This window comes from Aeromonas sp. 61P (assembly GCF_051919545.1).
Taxonomy (GTDB): Bacteria; Pseudomonadota; Gammaproteobacteria; order Enterobacterales; family Aeromonadaceae; genus Aeromonas; species Aeromonas veronii.
Map to the genome: position 1 here is coordinate 1,796,702 of NZ_JBQBEL010000001.1, position 14,371 is coordinate 1,811,072.

The 14,371-nt window shown below is 60.7% G+C and carries 18 protein-coding genes; 11 read left to right on the forward strand and 7 right to left on the reverse strand.

Annotated elements, in window-relative coordinates; all coding sequences use genetic code 11:
• Positions 1-25 precede the first annotated feature (25 nt).
• From ACTG2O_RS08700 to ACTG2O_RS08750, 11 genes are read left to right on the forward strand one after another with little or no spacing between them, the layout of a single operon-like run.
• Entirely contained in the window at positions 26-913 is an 888-nt protein-coding gene (locus ACTG2O_RS08700; protein ID WP_439975615.1) for a MerR family transcriptional regulator, read from the forward strand.
• A complete protein-coding gene (gene phrB / locus ACTG2O_RS08705; protein ID WP_421255618.1) occupies positions 910-2,331 on the forward strand; it encodes a deoxyribodipyrimidine photo-lyase in 1,422 nt (473 codons plus the stop codon). Before ACTG2O_RS08700 ends, phrB begins: the two co-directional genes overlap by 4 nt.
• A gap of 1 nt (position 2,332) precedes the next feature.
• A complete protein-coding gene (locus ACTG2O_RS08710; RefSeq protein ID WP_439975616.1) occupies positions 2,333-2,761 on the forward strand; it encodes a nuclear transport factor 2 family protein in 429 nt (142 codons plus the stop codon).
• Positions 2,758-3,492, forward strand: a complete 735-nt coding sequence (locus tag ACTG2O_RS08715; RefSeq protein WP_439975617.1) for an SDR family NAD(P)-dependent oxidoreductase — start codon at positions 2,758-2,760, stop codon at positions 3,490-3,492. The genes ACTG2O_RS08710 and ACTG2O_RS08715 overlap by 4 nt, the downstream gene beginning before the upstream one ends.
• Complete coding sequence (locus tag ACTG2O_RS08720) at positions 3,489-4,748, forward strand: NAD(P)/FAD-dependent oxidoreductase (RefSeq protein WP_439975618.1); 1,260 nt, start codon at positions 3,489-3,491, stop codon at positions 4,746-4,748. Before ACTG2O_RS08715 ends, ACTG2O_RS08720 begins: the two co-directional genes overlap by 4 nt.
• Entirely contained in the window at positions 4,745-5,527 is a 783-nt protein-coding gene (locus ACTG2O_RS08725) for a DUF1365 domain-containing protein (protein ID WP_439845050.1), read from the forward strand. Before ACTG2O_RS08720 ends, ACTG2O_RS08725 begins: the two co-directional genes overlap by 4 nt.
• Positions 5,527-6,783, forward strand: coding sequence for an SAM-dependent methyltransferase (locus ACTG2O_RS08730; protein WP_201945724.1), 1,257 nt, complete (start codon positions 5,527-5,529; stop codon positions 6,781-6,783). The genes ACTG2O_RS08725 and ACTG2O_RS08730 overlap by 1 nt, the downstream gene beginning before the upstream one ends.
• Before the next feature lie 2 nt (positions 6,784-6,785).
• A complete protein-coding gene (locus ACTG2O_RS08735; protein ID WP_216956168.1) occupies positions 6,786-7,262 on the forward strand; it encodes a DUF2878 domain-containing protein in 477 nt (158 codons plus the stop codon).
• Complete coding sequence (locus ACTG2O_RS08740) at positions 7,259-7,480, forward strand: TIGR02450 family Trp-rich protein (protein WP_005338671.1); 222 nt, start codon at positions 7,259-7,261, stop codon at positions 7,478-7,480. The genes ACTG2O_RS08735 and ACTG2O_RS08740 overlap by 4 nt, the downstream gene beginning before the upstream one ends.
• Entirely contained in the window at positions 7,437-7,979 is a 543-nt protein-coding gene (locus tag ACTG2O_RS08745) for a chalcone isomerase family protein (protein WP_216956165.1), read from the forward strand. The genes ACTG2O_RS08740 and ACTG2O_RS08745 overlap by 44 nt, the downstream gene beginning before the upstream one ends.
• A 14-nt stretch (positions 7,980-7,993) precedes the next feature.
• Positions 7,994-8,533, forward strand: coding sequence for a DUF3833 domain-containing protein (locus ACTG2O_RS08750; RefSeq protein ID WP_128816319.1), 540 nt, complete (start codon positions 7,994-7,996; stop codon positions 8,531-8,533).
• A 73-nt stretch (positions 8,534-8,606) separates the two neighbouring features.
• On the opposite strand, the gene nqrM is transcribed toward ACTG2O_RS08750, so the two are convergent.
• From nqrM to ACTG2O_RS08785, 7 genes are read right to left on the reverse strand one after another with little or no spacing between them, the layout of a single operon-like run.
• Positions 8,607-8,831 (reverse strand): (Na+)-NQR maturation NqrM, encoded by a 225-nt coding sequence (gene nqrM, locus ACTG2O_RS08755; RefSeq protein ID WP_005338668.1) that lies wholly within the window; start codon positions 8,829-8,831, stop codon positions 8,607-8,609.
• A gap of 9 nt (positions 8,832-8,840) precedes the next feature.
• Positions 8,841-9,878 (reverse strand): FAD:protein FMN transferase ApbE, encoded by a 1,038-nt coding sequence (locus ACTG2O_RS08760; RefSeq protein WP_005338666.1) that lies wholly within the window; start codon positions 9,876-9,878, stop codon positions 8,841-8,843.
• 3 nt (positions 9,879-9,881) lie between these two features.
• Complete coding sequence (gene nqrF / locus ACTG2O_RS08765) at positions 9,882-11,105, reverse strand: NADH:ubiquinone reductase (Na(+)-transporting) subunit F (RefSeq protein ID WP_005338656.1); 1,224 nt, start codon at positions 11,103-11,105, stop codon at positions 9,882-9,884.
• Between the two features lie 32 nt (positions 11,106-11,137).
• Positions 11,138-11,734: an NADH:ubiquinone reductase (Na(+)-transporting) subunit E gene (gene nqrE / locus ACTG2O_RS08770; RefSeq protein ID WP_005338645.1), complete on the reverse strand. Its 597-nt coding sequence runs from the start codon at positions 11,732-11,734 to the stop codon at positions 11,138-11,140.
• A 3-nt stretch (positions 11,735-11,737) separates the two neighbouring features.
• Positions 11,738-12,370: an NADH:ubiquinone reductase (Na(+)-transporting) subunit D gene (locus tag ACTG2O_RS08775; RefSeq protein ID WP_005338644.1), complete on the reverse strand. Its 633-nt coding sequence runs from the start codon at positions 12,368-12,370 to the stop codon at positions 11,738-11,740.
• Positions 12,363-13,151, reverse strand: coding sequence for a Na(+)-translocating NADH-quinone reductase subunit C (locus ACTG2O_RS08780; RefSeq protein ID WP_005338643.1), 789 nt, complete (start codon positions 13,149-13,151; stop codon positions 12,363-12,365). The genes ACTG2O_RS08775 and ACTG2O_RS08780 overlap by 8 nt, the downstream gene beginning before the upstream one ends.
• Entirely contained in the window at positions 13,141-14,370 is a 1,230-nt protein-coding gene (locus ACTG2O_RS08785) for an NADH:ubiquinone reductase (Na(+)-transporting) subunit B (RefSeq protein ID WP_005338642.1), read from the reverse strand. The genes ACTG2O_RS08780 and ACTG2O_RS08785 overlap by 11 nt, the downstream gene beginning before the upstream one ends.
• Position 14,371: the final 1 nt, after the last annotated feature.

Here is a 14,371-nt window from a genome sequence, read left to right on the forward strand (position 1 = left end):
ACTCCTTTGTTTGATGGACGTTGTCATGTCTGATTTATCGCAAGAAGTTGCTCCTCTGGCTGATGAGGGGATCTACCCCATTCGCGAGGTCTCCCGTCTCACCGGCGTCAACGCCGTGACCCTGCGCGCCTGGCAGCGCCGCTACGGTCTGGTGCAACCGGCCCGCACCGAAAAGGGCCACCGCCTCTACAGCGAGCAGGATATCCGCCAAATCGGCGAGATCCTGAGCTGGCTGGAGCGGGGAGTGAGTATCGGGCAGGTGAAGGGGCTCTTGAGCGAACCCCATTCAGAGCCGGTGAGCGATCACTGGCAGCAGACCCTGGAGCTGTTCAGTCAGGCACTGCTCGCCTTCAACCAGCGCAAGGCGGAGGCTGAGCTCAACGATTTGCTGGCTAGCTACCCGTTCGAGCTGGTGCGCAGCCGGATACTGCAACCGCTGGTGGAGCGGCTGCTGGGGCTGTGGCGCGAGCGGCCGGATGGCGAGCTGCTGCAACAGGTGTGGCTGGGCTGGCTCCATACCCGCTTCGCCCGCCACCTGATCGAGCAGGAGAAGGGCGTGCCGATCACGCTGGCGAGTTGGGGGCAAGTCGGCCCCCTCGATCTGGTCTGGGCCGCCTACGAGTTGATCGGTCAGGGTTATGAGGTGCAACTGCTGGGGGCGGTCGAGCCGCGCCATGCCAGCTTGCTGGAGGGGCGTGCCGTTACCCCCTGGCTGGTATTGCTGGGGGCAGGGCTTGGCAAACAGGAGCTGGCCGCCGAGTGGCCCGCAGGCACGCGCCTGTTTGGCGAACTGGGTCGTCTCTACGACGATGAGTGGCTGAAAGCACACGGCTGGCAGGCGAGCCTTGCCGAGCTGATGGCGAACGCACCTGCTGCGGCTGGCGCCAGCGGACGCGGGAGGAAAAAATCATGAAACTGGTCTGGTTTCGCAACGATCTGCGCCTTGCCGACAACCCGGCGCTGCGGCATGCCTGCGCCGGTGATGGACCGGTCGCTGCGCTCTTTATCATCTCTCCTACCCAGTGGCGGCAGCACAAAATGGCCCCCATCCGTCAGCGCTTTATGTTGGCGCAGGTGGATGAGTTGGGCCGCGAGCTGGCGGCGCTCGGCATCCCGCTCCATCTGCTGCGAGTGGAGACCTTTGCCGAGGTGCCCGCTGCGTTGGCAAACCTCTGCCGCGAGCAGGGTGTGACCCAGCTCTATGCCAATCAGGCTATCGAGATCGATGAGCAGCGTCGCGACCATGCCGTCAGCGCCGCGCTGGCTGATCAGGCGGTGAGCTGTCACTGGTTCAACGGCTGTTGCGTATTGCCGCCGGGGCGGGTGCTGACCGGCTCGGGTGAGATGTTCAAGGTGTTCACCCCCTTCAGCCGTGCCTGGCTCAAGGCCCTCGATGAAGAGGGGTTTGTCATTCATCGCGCCCCAGCGCCCCGTGGCGAGTCGTTGCCGTGGCAGCCGCTGGCCGAACGTGCGTGGGTTGATGAGGCGCTCGGCGAGCTGACGGCGGATCCCCGCTGGCCAGTGGGGGAGGCGGAAGCTCAGCGTCGTTTGAACATTTTTCTGGAGCAGGCGGTGCTCGACTATGGCGAGACCCGCGATTTTCCTGCCATCGCGGGCACCTCTGTGCTCTCCCCCTATCTGGCGGCGGGCATCATCAGCCCGCGCCAGTGTGTGGCGGCGCTCCAGCAGCGGCTCGGCTATCGGCCCCAGTCCAAGGCTCAGCCCGGCTTTGTCTGGCTAAACGAACTTATCTGGCGCGAGTTCTATCGCCACCTGCTGGTGCTGATCCCGACTCTTTCGATGAATCGCCCCTTCAAGCCCGAGACGGCGGCCTTGCCGTGGAGCTGGGATCCGGATGCCTTCGCCGCCTGGTGCGAGGGGCGCACCGGCTACCCCATCGTCGATGCGGCGATGCGTTGTCTCAACGCCACCGGCTGGATGCACAACCGGCTGCGAATGATAGTGGCGAGCTTTCTCACCAAGGATCTCCATATCCACTGGCGGCTCGGGGAGGATTACTTCATGAGTCGACTCATCGACGGGGATCTGGCAGCCAACAATGGCGGCTGGCAGTGGGCTGCAGGCACCGGTGCCGATGCGGCCCCCTACTTTCGGGTCTTCAACCCCACCACTCAGGGGCAACGATTTGATCCACAAGGGGAGTTTATCCGTACTTGGGTAACTGAACTGGCCGATATTCCTGCCGCTTATGTGCATCAGCCCCACGACTGGCTACGACTCAAGGGGCGACAGGATTATCCGGCACCCATGGTGGATCACGCCGTTGCCCGGGTGAGAGCCATCGAGATGTTTCGCTCTCTGGAGAAATAGGATGAACGAGCCGCTGGCCCGCTTTATTGGCCTCTATCAGCAACTGGACAAACAGCAGTTGCACCGCTTGCCCGAGGTCTATGCCGAACAGGTGGTCTTTACCGATCCGGCCCACCGTATCGAGGGGCTGGCGGCCCTTGGCGACTATTTTGCCGCCCTCTATCAGCGCCTCGCCTACTGTCGCTTCGTCATCACCAGTCAGCAGCAGCAAGGGCCGCAGGCCTGGCTCGGCTGGACCATGACCTTCTCTCACCCCAGATTGCGTGGTGGTGAGCCGGTGACGGTGGAGGGGGCCACCTGCCTCGAATTCGACGAGGCGGGCAAGGTGTGCCAGCACAGGGACTATTTTGACCTGGGCGCCATGCTCTACGAGCAGTTGCCGCTGCTCGGGCCCGTGGTGCGCACTATCAAGATGAGGCTTGGCGCATGAGCGGCCGAGTGCTTATTACAGGCGCGACCTCCGGCATCGGCCGTCAACTGGCGCTCGATTACCTGCGGGCAGGCTGGCAGGTGTGGGGTTGTGGCCGCGATGGCGAACGGCTGCAGGCGCTGGGGCTGGATGGCGTCACGCCGCTGCAGTTCGATGCCCGGGATCTGGCCGCTATGAACGGGGTGGCTGCTACGCTGCCATTCCTCGATCTGCTGATCCTCAACGCAGGCAACTGCGAGTACATGGATGTCGGCGATGGGTTTGACAGCGAGCTGTTTGCCCGTGTCATCGACACCAATCTGACCGCTACCGGCCATGCTTTGGCCGCCTTCTTGCCGTTGCTCGGGGCTGGGTCACGGCTGGCCATCGTCAGCTCGTCGGTGAGCTGGCTGCCGCTGCCGCGAGCCGAGGCATATGGCGCCTCCAAGGCGGCCCTCGACTATCTGGCGGATACCTTGCGCCTCGATTTGGCCAGCAAAGGGATCGGGGTGACCCTGATCCGCCCCGGCTTTGTCCAGACGCCGCTCACCGCCAAAAATGATTTTCCCATGCCCTGTCTGGTGACGGTGGAGCAGGCCTCCCGCGCCATCATGGACGGGCTGACCGCTGGTCGTCACCAGATCCACTTTCCCCGCCGTTTCATCTGGTTGCTGCGCCTGCTTGGTGCGCTGCCGGTGGGGCTCTGGCTGCGCCTTGGTCGCGCACTCGTATCGAAAGGAAGCCATTCATGAAGAAAAAGATCGCCATCGTCGGTTCAGGGATCTCGGGGCTCACCGCCGGTTTTCTGCTCCACAAACTCCATGACATTACCCTGTTCGAGGCGGCGCCGACTCTGGGGGGGCACACAGCCACTGTCGATGTGAATCAGGCTGGCCGCAGCTATGCCATCGACACCGGCTTTATCGTCTTCAACGATCGCACCTACCCCAACTTCTTGAAGTTGTTGGCACGGATCGGCATGGCGCGCCAACCGGCCGAGATGAGCTTCTCGGTAAAGAGCCCGGAGGGACTGGAGTATAACGGTCACAACCTCGACACCCTGTTTGCCCAGCGCAGCAATCTGCTGAGTCCGCGCTTCTACGGCTTTGTCGCCGAGATTTTGCGGTTCAACCGGGAGGCACGGGCCTGGCTGTCAGATGGGCAACATCAGGGGGCTGGCCCCGAGCTGACGCTGGGAGACTTTCTGCTGGCGGGGGAGTTTAGCGACTACTTCGCCCGCCACTACATCTTGCCGATGGGAGCGGCGATCTGGTCATCGACCCTGGCCGATATGCGCGCCTTTCCCCTTGGCTTCTTCCTGCGCTTTTTTGCCAACCATGGCCTGCTGGATGTGGCCAATCGCCCCCAGTGGTACGTGATCCCGGGCGGCTCGCGGGAATATATCGGCCCCCTTACCGCCGGATGGCAGTCGCAGATCCGCCTCGCCTGTCCGGTGCAGAGCGTACGGCGGGACGCGGACGGCGTGGTGATCCAGAGCAGTTACGGCGAGGAGCAGTTTGACGAGGTGATCTTCGCCTGTCACAGCGATCAGGCGCTGGCGCTGCTGGCGGATCTCGGCGAGCGGGAGCAGGCCATCCTCGGCGACATGCCCTATCAGGCCAACGATGTCTGGCTCCACACCGATGCTAGCTGCCTGCCCACCCGTCGCAAGGCATGGGCCAGCTGGAACTATCAGCTCGATGGCAACGACGAGGCGCGGCCGCTGGTGAGCTACAACATGAACATCCTGCAGGGGGTGAACTCGCCAGAGCCTTTCTGCGTCAGCCTCAACCCCAAGGGCAAGGTGGATGAGAGCAAGGTGCTGCGCCGCTTCGTTTACCACCATCCGGTGTTCAATCAGACCTCCATCGCCGCCCAGCATCGCCGCGCAGAGATCTGCGGCCAGCAGCACACCCACTTCTGTGGCGCCTACTGGTACAACGGCTTCCACGAGGATGGGGTGCGCAGCGCGCTGGATGTCGCCAGGCGCTTCGGAGCCGAGCTATGAACGGCGCCACCGTGGCCACTGAACATGAGCGCACAGACGAACTGGCTGGCGTCACCAGCGCCATCTGGCAGGGCTCGGTGCGCCACCGCCGTTTTGCACCGCGGGCTCACGCCTTCTCCTACAGCCTCTTTATGCTGGGACTGGATCTCGACGAGCTGCCGCAGCTCGATCAGGGGCGCTGGTTCGGTGTGGAGCGCTCAGGGCTGCTCTCATTTTACCGCCATGACTATCTCAAGGGGAGTGAGGGAAGCCTCAAGCAGGCGGTGTGGCAGAAGGTGAGCGAGCTGGGTGGCGATGCCGAGCCTGAGGGGCGGGTGCTGCTGCTCGGCAATGTGCGCTGTCTGGGGTTCTACTTCAGCCCGGTCAACTTCTACTTCTGCTACCGGCAGGGCGAGGCGCGCTATCTGCTGGCAGAGGTGTCGAACACCCCCTGGAACGAGCGTCACTACTACCTGCTGGATCTGGCGGCGTTGGTGCCCCATGACAAGGATTTTCACGTCTCCCCCTTTATGGGGCTGGCGATGCGTTATCACTGGCGGATCAGGCCGCCCGCGCAGGAGACACTGATCCACATCGAGAGTCATCCCGTATCCGGTGAAGCCAAGCTGTTTGACGCCACCCTGGCGCTCACTCGCGAACCCTTGTCGCGCAAGGGGCTGGTGGCCCTGCTGGCCCGCTGGCCCTGGATGACCATGAAGGTGCTGCTCGGGATCTACTGGCAGGCCCTGCGTCTATTTATCAAACGAACCCCGATATTTACCCATCCGGAGAGCCGCTAATGGAACTTGCTCAATCAACCCTCTCTGCCTCTTTCATCGACAAGGGGGCAAGGCAACTGCTGCTCAATCTGCTGGGTCGCCTCGAACATGGCCAGCTGCTGCTGCGGGATGGCGGTGAGCGCCACAGCTTTGGCGTCGCGGGTACCGATCTGCATGCCGAACTGGTGGTGCAGGATCCTGCCTTCTATCGTCGCCTGTTGCTGGGGGGCAGCATTGCCGCTGGGGAAACCTGGGTGGAGGGGCTCTGGACCAGCCCGGATCCGGTGGCGCTGGTGCGGCTGCTGGCCCGCAATCTGACCCTGCTCGATTCCCTCGAACGGCGCCTCGGCTGGCTCAGCTTCCCCTTCAACAAGGTGCGCCACTGGCTAAACCGCAATACTCTGACCGGTTCGCGCTCCAACATCGCCGCCCACTACGATCTCGGCAATACCCTCTATCAGGGGTTTCTCGACAGCCATATGCAGTACTCGAGCGCCATCTATCCGAGCGCCGAGGCCACTTTGGAAGAGGGGCAGCAGGCCAAGTTGCGCACCATCTGCGAGCGGTTGGCGCTGGGGCCTGACGATCATCTGCTGGAGATCGGCACCGGCTGGGGCGGCCTCGCCGTCTATGCCGCCCGCCACTATGGCTGCCGGGTGACCACCACGACTATCTCCCGGGCCCAGCATGACTATGCCAAGGAGTGGATTGCACGGGAGGGGCTGGGGGATCGCATCACCTTGCTGCTGGAGGATTACCGCAAGTTGGAGGGGACCTATGACAAGCTGGTCTCCATCGAGATGATCGAGGCGGTGGGCCACGCCTTCCTGCCCGACTATTTCCGCCAGCTGTCGCGGCTGCTCAAACCCGGTGGCCGTCTGCTCATTCAGGCCATCACCATCGCCGATCAGCGCCACGCCCAGTATCTGCGCGGGGTCGATTTTATCCAGCGTTATATCTTCCCCGGTGGCTGCCTGCCCAGCGTCTCCCAGATGGCGGGGTTGCTGGCGCGGGAGACTGACATGCAGCTGGTGCGGTTGCACGATCACGGCCATCACTATGCCCGCACCCTGGCTCACTGGTGCGAGCGGTTTCTGGCGCTGGCGCCCGAGCTGCCCAAGCTCGGTTACAGCCAGGATTTCATCCGGCTGTGGCACTTCTACTTCGCCTATTGCGAGGGGGGATTCTGGGAGCGCACCATCAGTCTGGTGCAGCTGGAGGCCGCCAAGCCGGGGCCCGCTGGCTGGTCGGGTGATGTGCCAGTAAGCGGTCACTGACCATGTGGCAGTGGGCTCACCTGCTGGGGTTCAACCTCTACTGGTTGCTGGCGGTGAAGTGGCAGCAGCCGGGCCCGCTGCTGGCAATGTTGCTGCTGCACTTTCTCTTCTCGCCCAGCCGCCGGCGTGACTGGCGGCTGCTCCCCATCGCGGTGGCCGGTTGTCTGCTGGATGTGCTGCTCTGGCAGCTCGGCTTGTTCCGTTTCCCGTCCGGTTTTCCCCTCTGGCTGGTGCTGCTCTGGCTCGGTTTTGCCCTGACGCTGGCCCACGGTATGCGCTGGCTGCTGCGCTTGCCTCGCTGGCAGCAGGCGCTGTTTGGCGTATTTGGCGGTGCCTCCTCCTATGTGGCGGGGGCCGCCATGGGGGCAGTAAACTTACCCTGGGGCATCTGGATCAGCACGGCGCTGCTGGCAGTGATCTGGATGTGGTGGTTACCCGTACTCCTGTGGGTAATGGTCAAGCTGGAGGGTGAGTCATGACAAACACCTTTTCGACCGACTCGTTGCTTTTTTCCAAATGGACCAAAGAGAGCCAGCATGAGCTGACTGATCGCTTCTATCTGGTGGTTGCCTGCCAGCGGGATGCGCAGGGGCAGTTGGTGCAGGTGGTGATGCAGGATATCAACACCCTGCAAGAACAGGAGATGGACTGGCATGAACTGGAAGACCCCAACCACTGGCATATGGGGTGGAATTAACCCGCTACTGCTGGCGTTTACGCTCTTTGCTGCAACCGCGGTGCAGGCTTCTGCAGCCCCCTGGCAGCAGTTGCGCCCGGTCGGGCAGGGGGAGATGAACTGGCTCTGGTTCAAGCTCTACGATGCCACCCTCTACAGTGCGAGCGGGCGCTATCAGCCCGGTCACTATCCGCAGGCACTGACCCTCACCTATGCCAGAGCCATCGAGCGGGAAGATCTGCTGAGCGCCACTGCCGCCGAGTGGCAGCGACTCGGTCTTGGCTCTGATGCCGAGCGTCAGCGCTGGCTCGGCCAGCTCGCAGCACTCTGGCCCGATGTGCAGGCAGGCGACAAGCTCACATTCTATGTCGACAAGGGCGGGGCAGGCCACTTCTGGTGGCAGGAAAAACCCCTCGGCACTCTGGCCGATCCGCAATTCTCGGCCGCTTTTCTCGCCATCTGGCTGGCTGACAACAGCCGCGATCCCGCCCTGACCCGCCGCCTGCGTGGCCAACCCTGAACATGGAGTCTCTGATGTCTTTCTATCGTGCATACCGCTGGTTGCTGTTGCTCCCCTTTTTGCTGCTGAGTGGCTGTGGTGCCAGTCTCGATGACTATCGGGGGCAGGGGCCAAACTGGGATCTCGCCCGTTTCTTCAACGGCAAACTGGTGGCTCACGGCCTGGTGACCGACCGCAGCGGCGAAGTGACCAGTCGCTTTCGGGTCGAGATGGTGGGTCGTTGGAAGGATGGCAAGGGAGAGCTGTTCGAACAGTTTTACTTTGATGATGGCCGCCAGCAGACCCGTACCTGGTATCTGAGCAAGGGGGTTGACGGTCACTGGCGAGGTACTGCTTCCGATGTGGTGGGAGAGGCGGTGGGTAAAAGCCAAGGGTTCGCCCTCAACTGGCGTTATCAGCTCGATCTGGCGCTACCGGATGGCGAGGTGGTGCGGGTGAGCTTCGATGACTGGATGTACCTGCTGGACGAAGATCGTCTGATCAATCGTGCCGAGATCAGCAAGTTCGGTATCCATCTTGGCGAGGTGATCCTCTATATCGAACGTCAGCCCTGACCGTTAACGCAAGATAACGGCCAGTAAAAAGCGCGCCGATGGCGCGCTTTTGTTTACCGAAAAACCAGAGTCATCAGATGATGCGGTTCTCTTCCAGCATCTTGCGACGGGCCTCTTCCTTGGCCATCTTCTTCTTGCGGTTGTCGCAGGGTTCCGGGCAATCGCACTCTTTCTCGATGCCGACGCTACCCAGACCGCCACAGGAGCCGGAGATGGTCTTCTTCTGGAAGATGTAACCGATAGCCATGGCGGCTATCACCAGCATGAATACCCCGAAGGTGATCAGAAAAATCTGCATCTCTACCTCTTACTTCTTGACCAGATAGGGCTTGAAGGCATCGGAGTAAGCCTCTTCAAAGCCGTTGTCCGTCTTGGTGATCACGAAGATCGCCAGGCCGCGCTCGTTGGCATAGGCCAGGCTTTTCTCGGTCCCCATCACCATAAACACGGTGGCCAGCCCGTCTGCGGTCATGCAGGAGGGGTGGATCACGGTGACCGACACCAGACGGTGCTGGATCGGCTTGCCGCTGCGCGGATCTATGGTGTGGGAGAAGCGCTGACCATCCAGTTCATAGTAGTTGCGGTAATCGCCGGAGGTGGCCACCCCGTTGTCACCGGGCACGATCACCTCTTGCACCGTGCCGGTGCCTGCGGTGGGCTTCTCGATGGCCACGCGCCAGGGGTGACCCTTGCCGTTGACGCCATTGATCCGCAGCTCGCCGCCAATCTCCACCAGATAGTTGCGCGCACCCAGTGACTCCAGATACTCGGCTACCTTGTCCACACCAAAGCCCTTGGCGATGGCGGAGAGATCGACGTAGAGGTCCGGAATATCTTTTTGCAGGGTATCGGCATCCACCGAGGTGATGACGTGCAGGTTGCCCAGACCGGTCTTCTGGCGAGTCTGGGTGATCAGCTCGTCGGAGGGGACCTTGGTCGGCTTCTTGTCCGGGCCAAAGCCCCACAGATTGACCAAGGGGCCAACGGTGACGTCCAGCGCCCCCTGGCTCTCACGGCCAATGTGAATGGCCTCTGTGACGACCCGTGCAGTATCGCGGGAGACCACTACCGGTTTGTTGTCACGGCTCTGGTTGAAGCGCGACAGTTCGGAATCGGGGCGATAGGTCGACATCTGGTCGTTGACCCGCTCCAGCAACACATCCACCTCAGCTTGAAGCTTGGCCGGATCGCTGATGGCGCTGTCCGCCACCTTGATGGAGTAGTAAGTGCCCATGGTGCTACCGGTGATGTGGATCTCCGGCTTGGATTGGACCGTCTCCTGACCGCACCCAGTCAAGAAAAAGGCTAGCCCGAAGGCTAGCCAGGTCTTTACAACACTGTGCATGGATTAACCACCAAAGTCATCCAACAGGATGTTTTCGTCTTCAACGCCCAAGTCTTTGAGCATGTTGATGACGGCAGCGTTCATCACCGGAGGTCCACACATGTAGAACTCGCAATCTTCCGGTGCTTCGTGGTTCTTGAGATAGTTCTCGTAGAGCACGTTGTGGATGAAGCCGGTGTAGCCGTCCCAGTTGTCTTCCGGTTGCGGATCAGACAGCGCGACGTTCCAGGTGAAGTTCTCGTTCTCGGCGGCGAGCATGTCAAAGTCTTCGACATAGAACATTTCGCGCTTGGAACGGGCACCGTACCAGAAGCTCATCTTGCGCTTGGACTTCAGGCGACGCAGCTGGTCGAAGATATGGGAACGCATCGGTGCCATACCCGCACCACCACCGATGAATACCATTTCGGCATCGGTGTCTTTGGCGAAGAACTCACCGAACGGACCGGAGATAGTCACCTTGTCGCCAGCCTTCAGGCTGAAGATGTAGGAGGACATCTGTCCCGGAGGGGCAGTCCAGTTGCTCGGGGGCGGGGTCGCGATACGCACGTTCAGCATGATGATGCCGAACTCTTCCGGATAGTTGGCCATGGAGTAGGCACGGATGATCGGCTCATCGACCTTGGACTCCAGCTCAAAGATCTTGAAGCGATCCCAGTCACCGCGATACTCCTCGGGAATATCGAAGTTCTTGTAGTGCACGTGGTGAGCCGGGGCTTCAATCTGGATATAACCACCGGCGCGGAACGGTACGCTCTCGCCATCGGGGATCTGCAGCTTGAGCTCCTTGATGAAGGTGGCCTTGTTATCGTTGGAGATAACAGTACATTCCCACTTCTTCACCCCGAAGATCTCTTCCGGCAGTTCGATATCCATGTCGGAGCGAACGGTAACCTGACAGGCCAGACGCTCACCATGACGGGCTTCGCCCTTGCTGATGTGATCCAGTTCGGTCGGCAGAATGTCGCCGCCACCGGATTTCACCCGTACCTTGCACTGGCCGCAGGAGCCACCGCCGCCACAGGCGGAGGAGACGAAGATACCGCTGCCAGCCAGCACGCCGAGCAGCTTGCCACCGGCCGGGCTGGTCACAGCCTTGGCCGGGTCACCATTGATGCTGATTGTCACGTCGCCCGCGGTCACCAGCTTGGACTTGGCGAACAGAATGACTGCCACCAGTGCCAGCAGGATCACGGTAAACATGACCACACCCAAAATAATTTCCATCTATCGTTCCTTTCTGATTGCAGGAAAGCCGATTACAGGGAGATACCAGAGAAGGACATGAAGCCCAGCGCCATCAGACCGGCGGTGATGAAGGTGATGCCCAGACCGCGCAGGCCTTCCGGAACATCGGAATACTTCATCTTCTCGCGGATACCAGCCAGCGCAACGATCGCCAGCATCCAGCCTGCCCCTGAACCCACACCGTAGACCACAGACTCCATGAAGTTGTAGTCACGCTGCACCATGAAAGAGACGCCACCGAAGATGGCGCAGTTCACGGTGATGAGCGGCAGGAAGATACCCAGCGCGTTGTAGAGTGCCGGGAAGTACTTGTCCAGCGCCATCTCCAGGATCTGTACCAGTGCTGCAATCACACCGATGAAGGTGATGAAGCTCAGGAAGCTCAGATCCAGACCGGATACCAGAGCGCCATCTTTAAGCACGTAGTTGTAGATCAGGTTGTTGGCAGGAACCGCGATGGTCTGCACCACAATAACGGCAATACCCAGACCCATGGAGGTCTTTACCTTCTTGGACACCGCCAGGAAGGTACACATCCCCAGGAAGAAGGAGAGTGCCAGGTTTTCGATGAAGATCGATTTAATCAACAGACTCAGATAGTGTTCCATACCTTAATCCTTCGCCTCCACCTGCTTGGGATCCTTGGTGCGTACGCCCCAAATGATCAGACCAATGATGAAGAATGCACTCGGCGGCAGCAGCAGCAGGCCGTTGGGCACATACCAGCCACCGTTGTTCACCAGCGGCAGCAACTCGATGCCGAACCAGGTGCCGGAGCCCAGCAGTTCACGCACGGTCGCGACGCTCAGCAGAATGGCGCCATAGCCCAGACCGTTGCCGATACCATCCAGGAAGGAGGGCAGCGGGGCACTCTTCATGGCGTACGCTTCAGCGCGGCCCATTACGATACAGTTGGTGATGATCAGACCCACGAAGACCGACAGTTGCTTGGAGATGTCATAGGCGTAAGCCTTGAGCACCTGGTCAACCACGATAACCAGTGAGGCGATGATCGCCATCTGCACGATGATCCGGACGCTGTTCGGGATCTGGTTGCGGATCAGGGAGATGAACAGGTTTGAGAAGGCGGTGACCGCCATGACCGCGAGGGTCATTACAAACGCAGTTTTCATCTGGCTGGTAACCGCCAGTGCAGAACAGACGCCCAGCACCTGCAAGGCGATGGGGTTGTTGCCCAGCACAGGCGTCAACAGCAACTTCTTCATTTCGCTCTTGTCAGCCATTGTTGATTTCTCCTGCACGAACCTTGGCCAGGAAAGGACCGAAGCCCTTGGGACCCATCCAGAAGTCGAAGGTATGCTGTACGCCGTTACCGGTCAGAGTGGCACCGGAGAGACCATCGATCTCGTGCTCGGAGCCCGCCGGAGCATGGCCCTTGATGACGCGCAGCGCCGGCATGCCATTCTGGTCGAACAGTTTCTTGTCCTTGAACAGCGCCTGCCAGGCCGGGTTTTCGATCTCGCCACCCAGACCCGGGGTTTCACCGTGGTCATAGTAGGTGATGCCCTTGATGGTCTGGCCATCAGCGGCAACGGCCACGAAGGCATACATGGTCGACCACAGACCCTGACCGTAGATGGGCAGGATGATGCTGTCGATCTTGCCTTCGGCATCCTTGGCGAAGAACACCGGGATCTGCTTGGAGATCTGACGCAGGCTGGCCTTGTCGTCAGCGGCGGCAAGACGGATGCTGCGGGCCGGATCTTTGGCTGCCTGCTTGGTGTCGAAGTTGTCGGCATCGCCGTCAACAAAGTCACCGGTCGCCAGATCCACCAGACGCGCTTCGATCTTCTCGCCGTACAGTTTGGCCAGGTCGCGCTTGGCCACTTCGCTCACATCCACACCGGCTACGGCGAGAATGTTGCTTTGCTTGTCCAGCGCCTTGTTTTCCTGCTGGGTAGAACGCAGGCCCACAGCGGCAACGGATACCACGATGGAACAGGCCAGACAGAGGCCGGTGACCACGCTGACGGTGCCGAGGGTTGAATCTTTATTAAACGCCACGAGCAATCCTCCGCTTGATGTTTGCCTGAGCGACGAAGTGGTCAAACAGGGGAGCAAACAGGTTCGCAAACAGAATGGCCAGCATCATGCCTTCCGGGAACGCAGGGTTGACCACGCGAACCAGCACGACCATTACGCCGATCAGGGCGCCATACCACCACTTGCCTTTGTTGGTAAAGGCTGCGGAGACAGGGTCGGTCGCCATGAAGGCCATACCGAAGGCGAAGCCACCCAGTACCAGATGCCAGTGCCACGGCATGTTGAACATGGGGTTGGTATCGGAACCGATGACGTTGAACAGCAGGGAGGTGGCGATCATACCGATCATCACGCCGGCGATGATGCGCCAGGAGGCGATGCGCATGTAGACGATCATGGCGGCACCCAGCAGAATCATCAGGGTAGAGACTTCACCGATGGAACCAGGCAGGTTACCCAGGAAAGCGTCCATCCAGCTGATAGCCTGGCCGGTTGCACCGTTGATCAGCGCCATCTGGCCGCCTTGGGCCCACTGGCTCAGGGCAGTCGCGCCGGAGAAGCCGTCAACGGCAACCCATACGGCGTCACCGGAGATCTGGCCCGGGTAGGCGAAGAACAGGAACGCACGGCCAGCAAGCGCCGGGTTCAGGAAGTTCTTGCCGGTACCACCGAACACCTCTTTGGCCATCACCACACCGAAGGTGATACCCAGTGCAGCTTGCCACAGGGGCAGCTCGGGCGGCACGATCAGGGCAAACAGGATGGAGGTTACGAAGAAGCCTTCGTTGATCTCGTGTTTACGCACCATGGCGAACAGCACTTCCCAGAAACCACCGACAAAGAAGACGGTGATGTAGATCGGGAAGAAGTGGGTGGCGCCAATCAGCATCTTGCTGCCGATACCGGCAACAGCCGGATCGAGGGAGGCGCCCAGCATGGTAGCCAGGGCATATTGCCAGCTGCTGGCACCAGCAGCCGAGCCCATGTGGGCAATGGCGGCAATCGCCTGGTTACCAACGTTGTACATGCCCCAGAACATGGCCGGGAACACGGCTAGCCACACCATGATCATCATGCGCTTCAGATCGAGCGCATCACGAACGTGGGAGGCGTTGCGGGTAACGCTACCCGGGGTATAGAACAGGGTGTACGCCGCTTCGAACAGGGCATAGTACTTGGCGTACTTTCCACCCGGTTCGAAGTGGTGTTCCATATTTTCAAGAAGTTGCTTGAAACTCATC

Coding starts and splice junctions, on each gene's coding strand:
- ACTG2O_RS08710 (WP_439975616.1), top strand. CDS start 2,333: ATGAACGAGCCGCTGGCCCGCTTTATTGGCCTCTATCAGCAACTGGAC.
- ACTG2O_RS08785 (WP_005338642.1), bottom strand. CDS start 14,370: ATGAGTTTCAAGCAACTTCTTGAAAATATGGAACACCACTTCGAACCG.
- nqrF (WP_005338656.1), bottom strand. CDS start 11,105: ATGGAAATTATTTTGGGTGTGGTCATGTTTACCGTGATCCTGCTGGCA.
- nqrM (WP_005338668.1), bottom strand. CDS start 8,831: ATGCAGATTTTTCTGATCACCTTCGGGGTATTCATGCTGGTGATAGCC.
- ACTG2O_RS08750 (WP_128816319.1), top strand. CDS start 7,994: ATGTCTTTCTATCGTGCATACCGCTGGTTGCTGTTGCTCCCCTTTTTG.
- ACTG2O_RS08745 (WP_216956165.1), top strand. CDS start 7,437: ATGAACTGGAAGACCCCAACCACTGGCATATGGGGTGGAATTAACCCG.
- ACTG2O_RS08775 (WP_005338644.1), bottom strand. CDS start 12,370: ATGGCTGACAAGAGCGAAATGAAGAAGTTGCTGTTGACGCCTGTGCTG.
- ACTG2O_RS08735 (WP_216956168.1), top strand. CDS start 6,786: ATGTGGCAGTGGGCTCACCTGCTGGGGTTCAACCTCTACTGGTTGCTG.
- ACTG2O_RS08700 (WP_439975615.1), top strand. CDS start 26: ATGTCTGATTTATCGCAAGAAGTTGCTCCTCTGGCTGATGAGGGGATC.
- ACTG2O_RS08715 (WP_439975617.1), top strand. CDS start 2,758: ATGAGCGGCCGAGTGCTTATTACAGGCGCGACCTCCGGCATCGGCCGT.
- nqrE (WP_005338645.1), bottom strand. CDS start 11,734: ATGGAACACTATCTGAGTCTGTTGATTAAATCGATCTTCATCGAAAAC.
- ACTG2O_RS08720 (WP_439975618.1), top strand. CDS start 3,489: ATGAAGAAAAAGATCGCCATCGTCGGTTCAGGGATCTCGGGGCTCACC.
- ACTG2O_RS08740 (WP_005338671.1), top strand. CDS start 7,259: ATGACAAACACCTTTTCGACCGACTCGTTGCTTTTTTCCAAATGGACC.
- phrB (WP_421255618.1), top strand. CDS start 910: ATGAAACTGGTCTGGTTTCGCAACGATCTGCGCCTTGCCGACAACCCG.
- ACTG2O_RS08725 (WP_439845050.1), top strand. CDS start 4,745: ATGAACGGCGCCACCGTGGCCACTGAACATGAGCGCACAGACGAACTG.
- ACTG2O_RS08760 (WP_005338666.1), bottom strand. CDS start 9,878: ATGCACAGTGTTGTAAAGACCTGGCTAGCCTTCGGGCTAGCCTTTTTC.
- ACTG2O_RS08730 (WP_201945724.1), top strand. CDS start 5,527: ATGGAACTTGCTCAATCAACCCTCTCTGCCTCTTTCATCGACAAGGGG.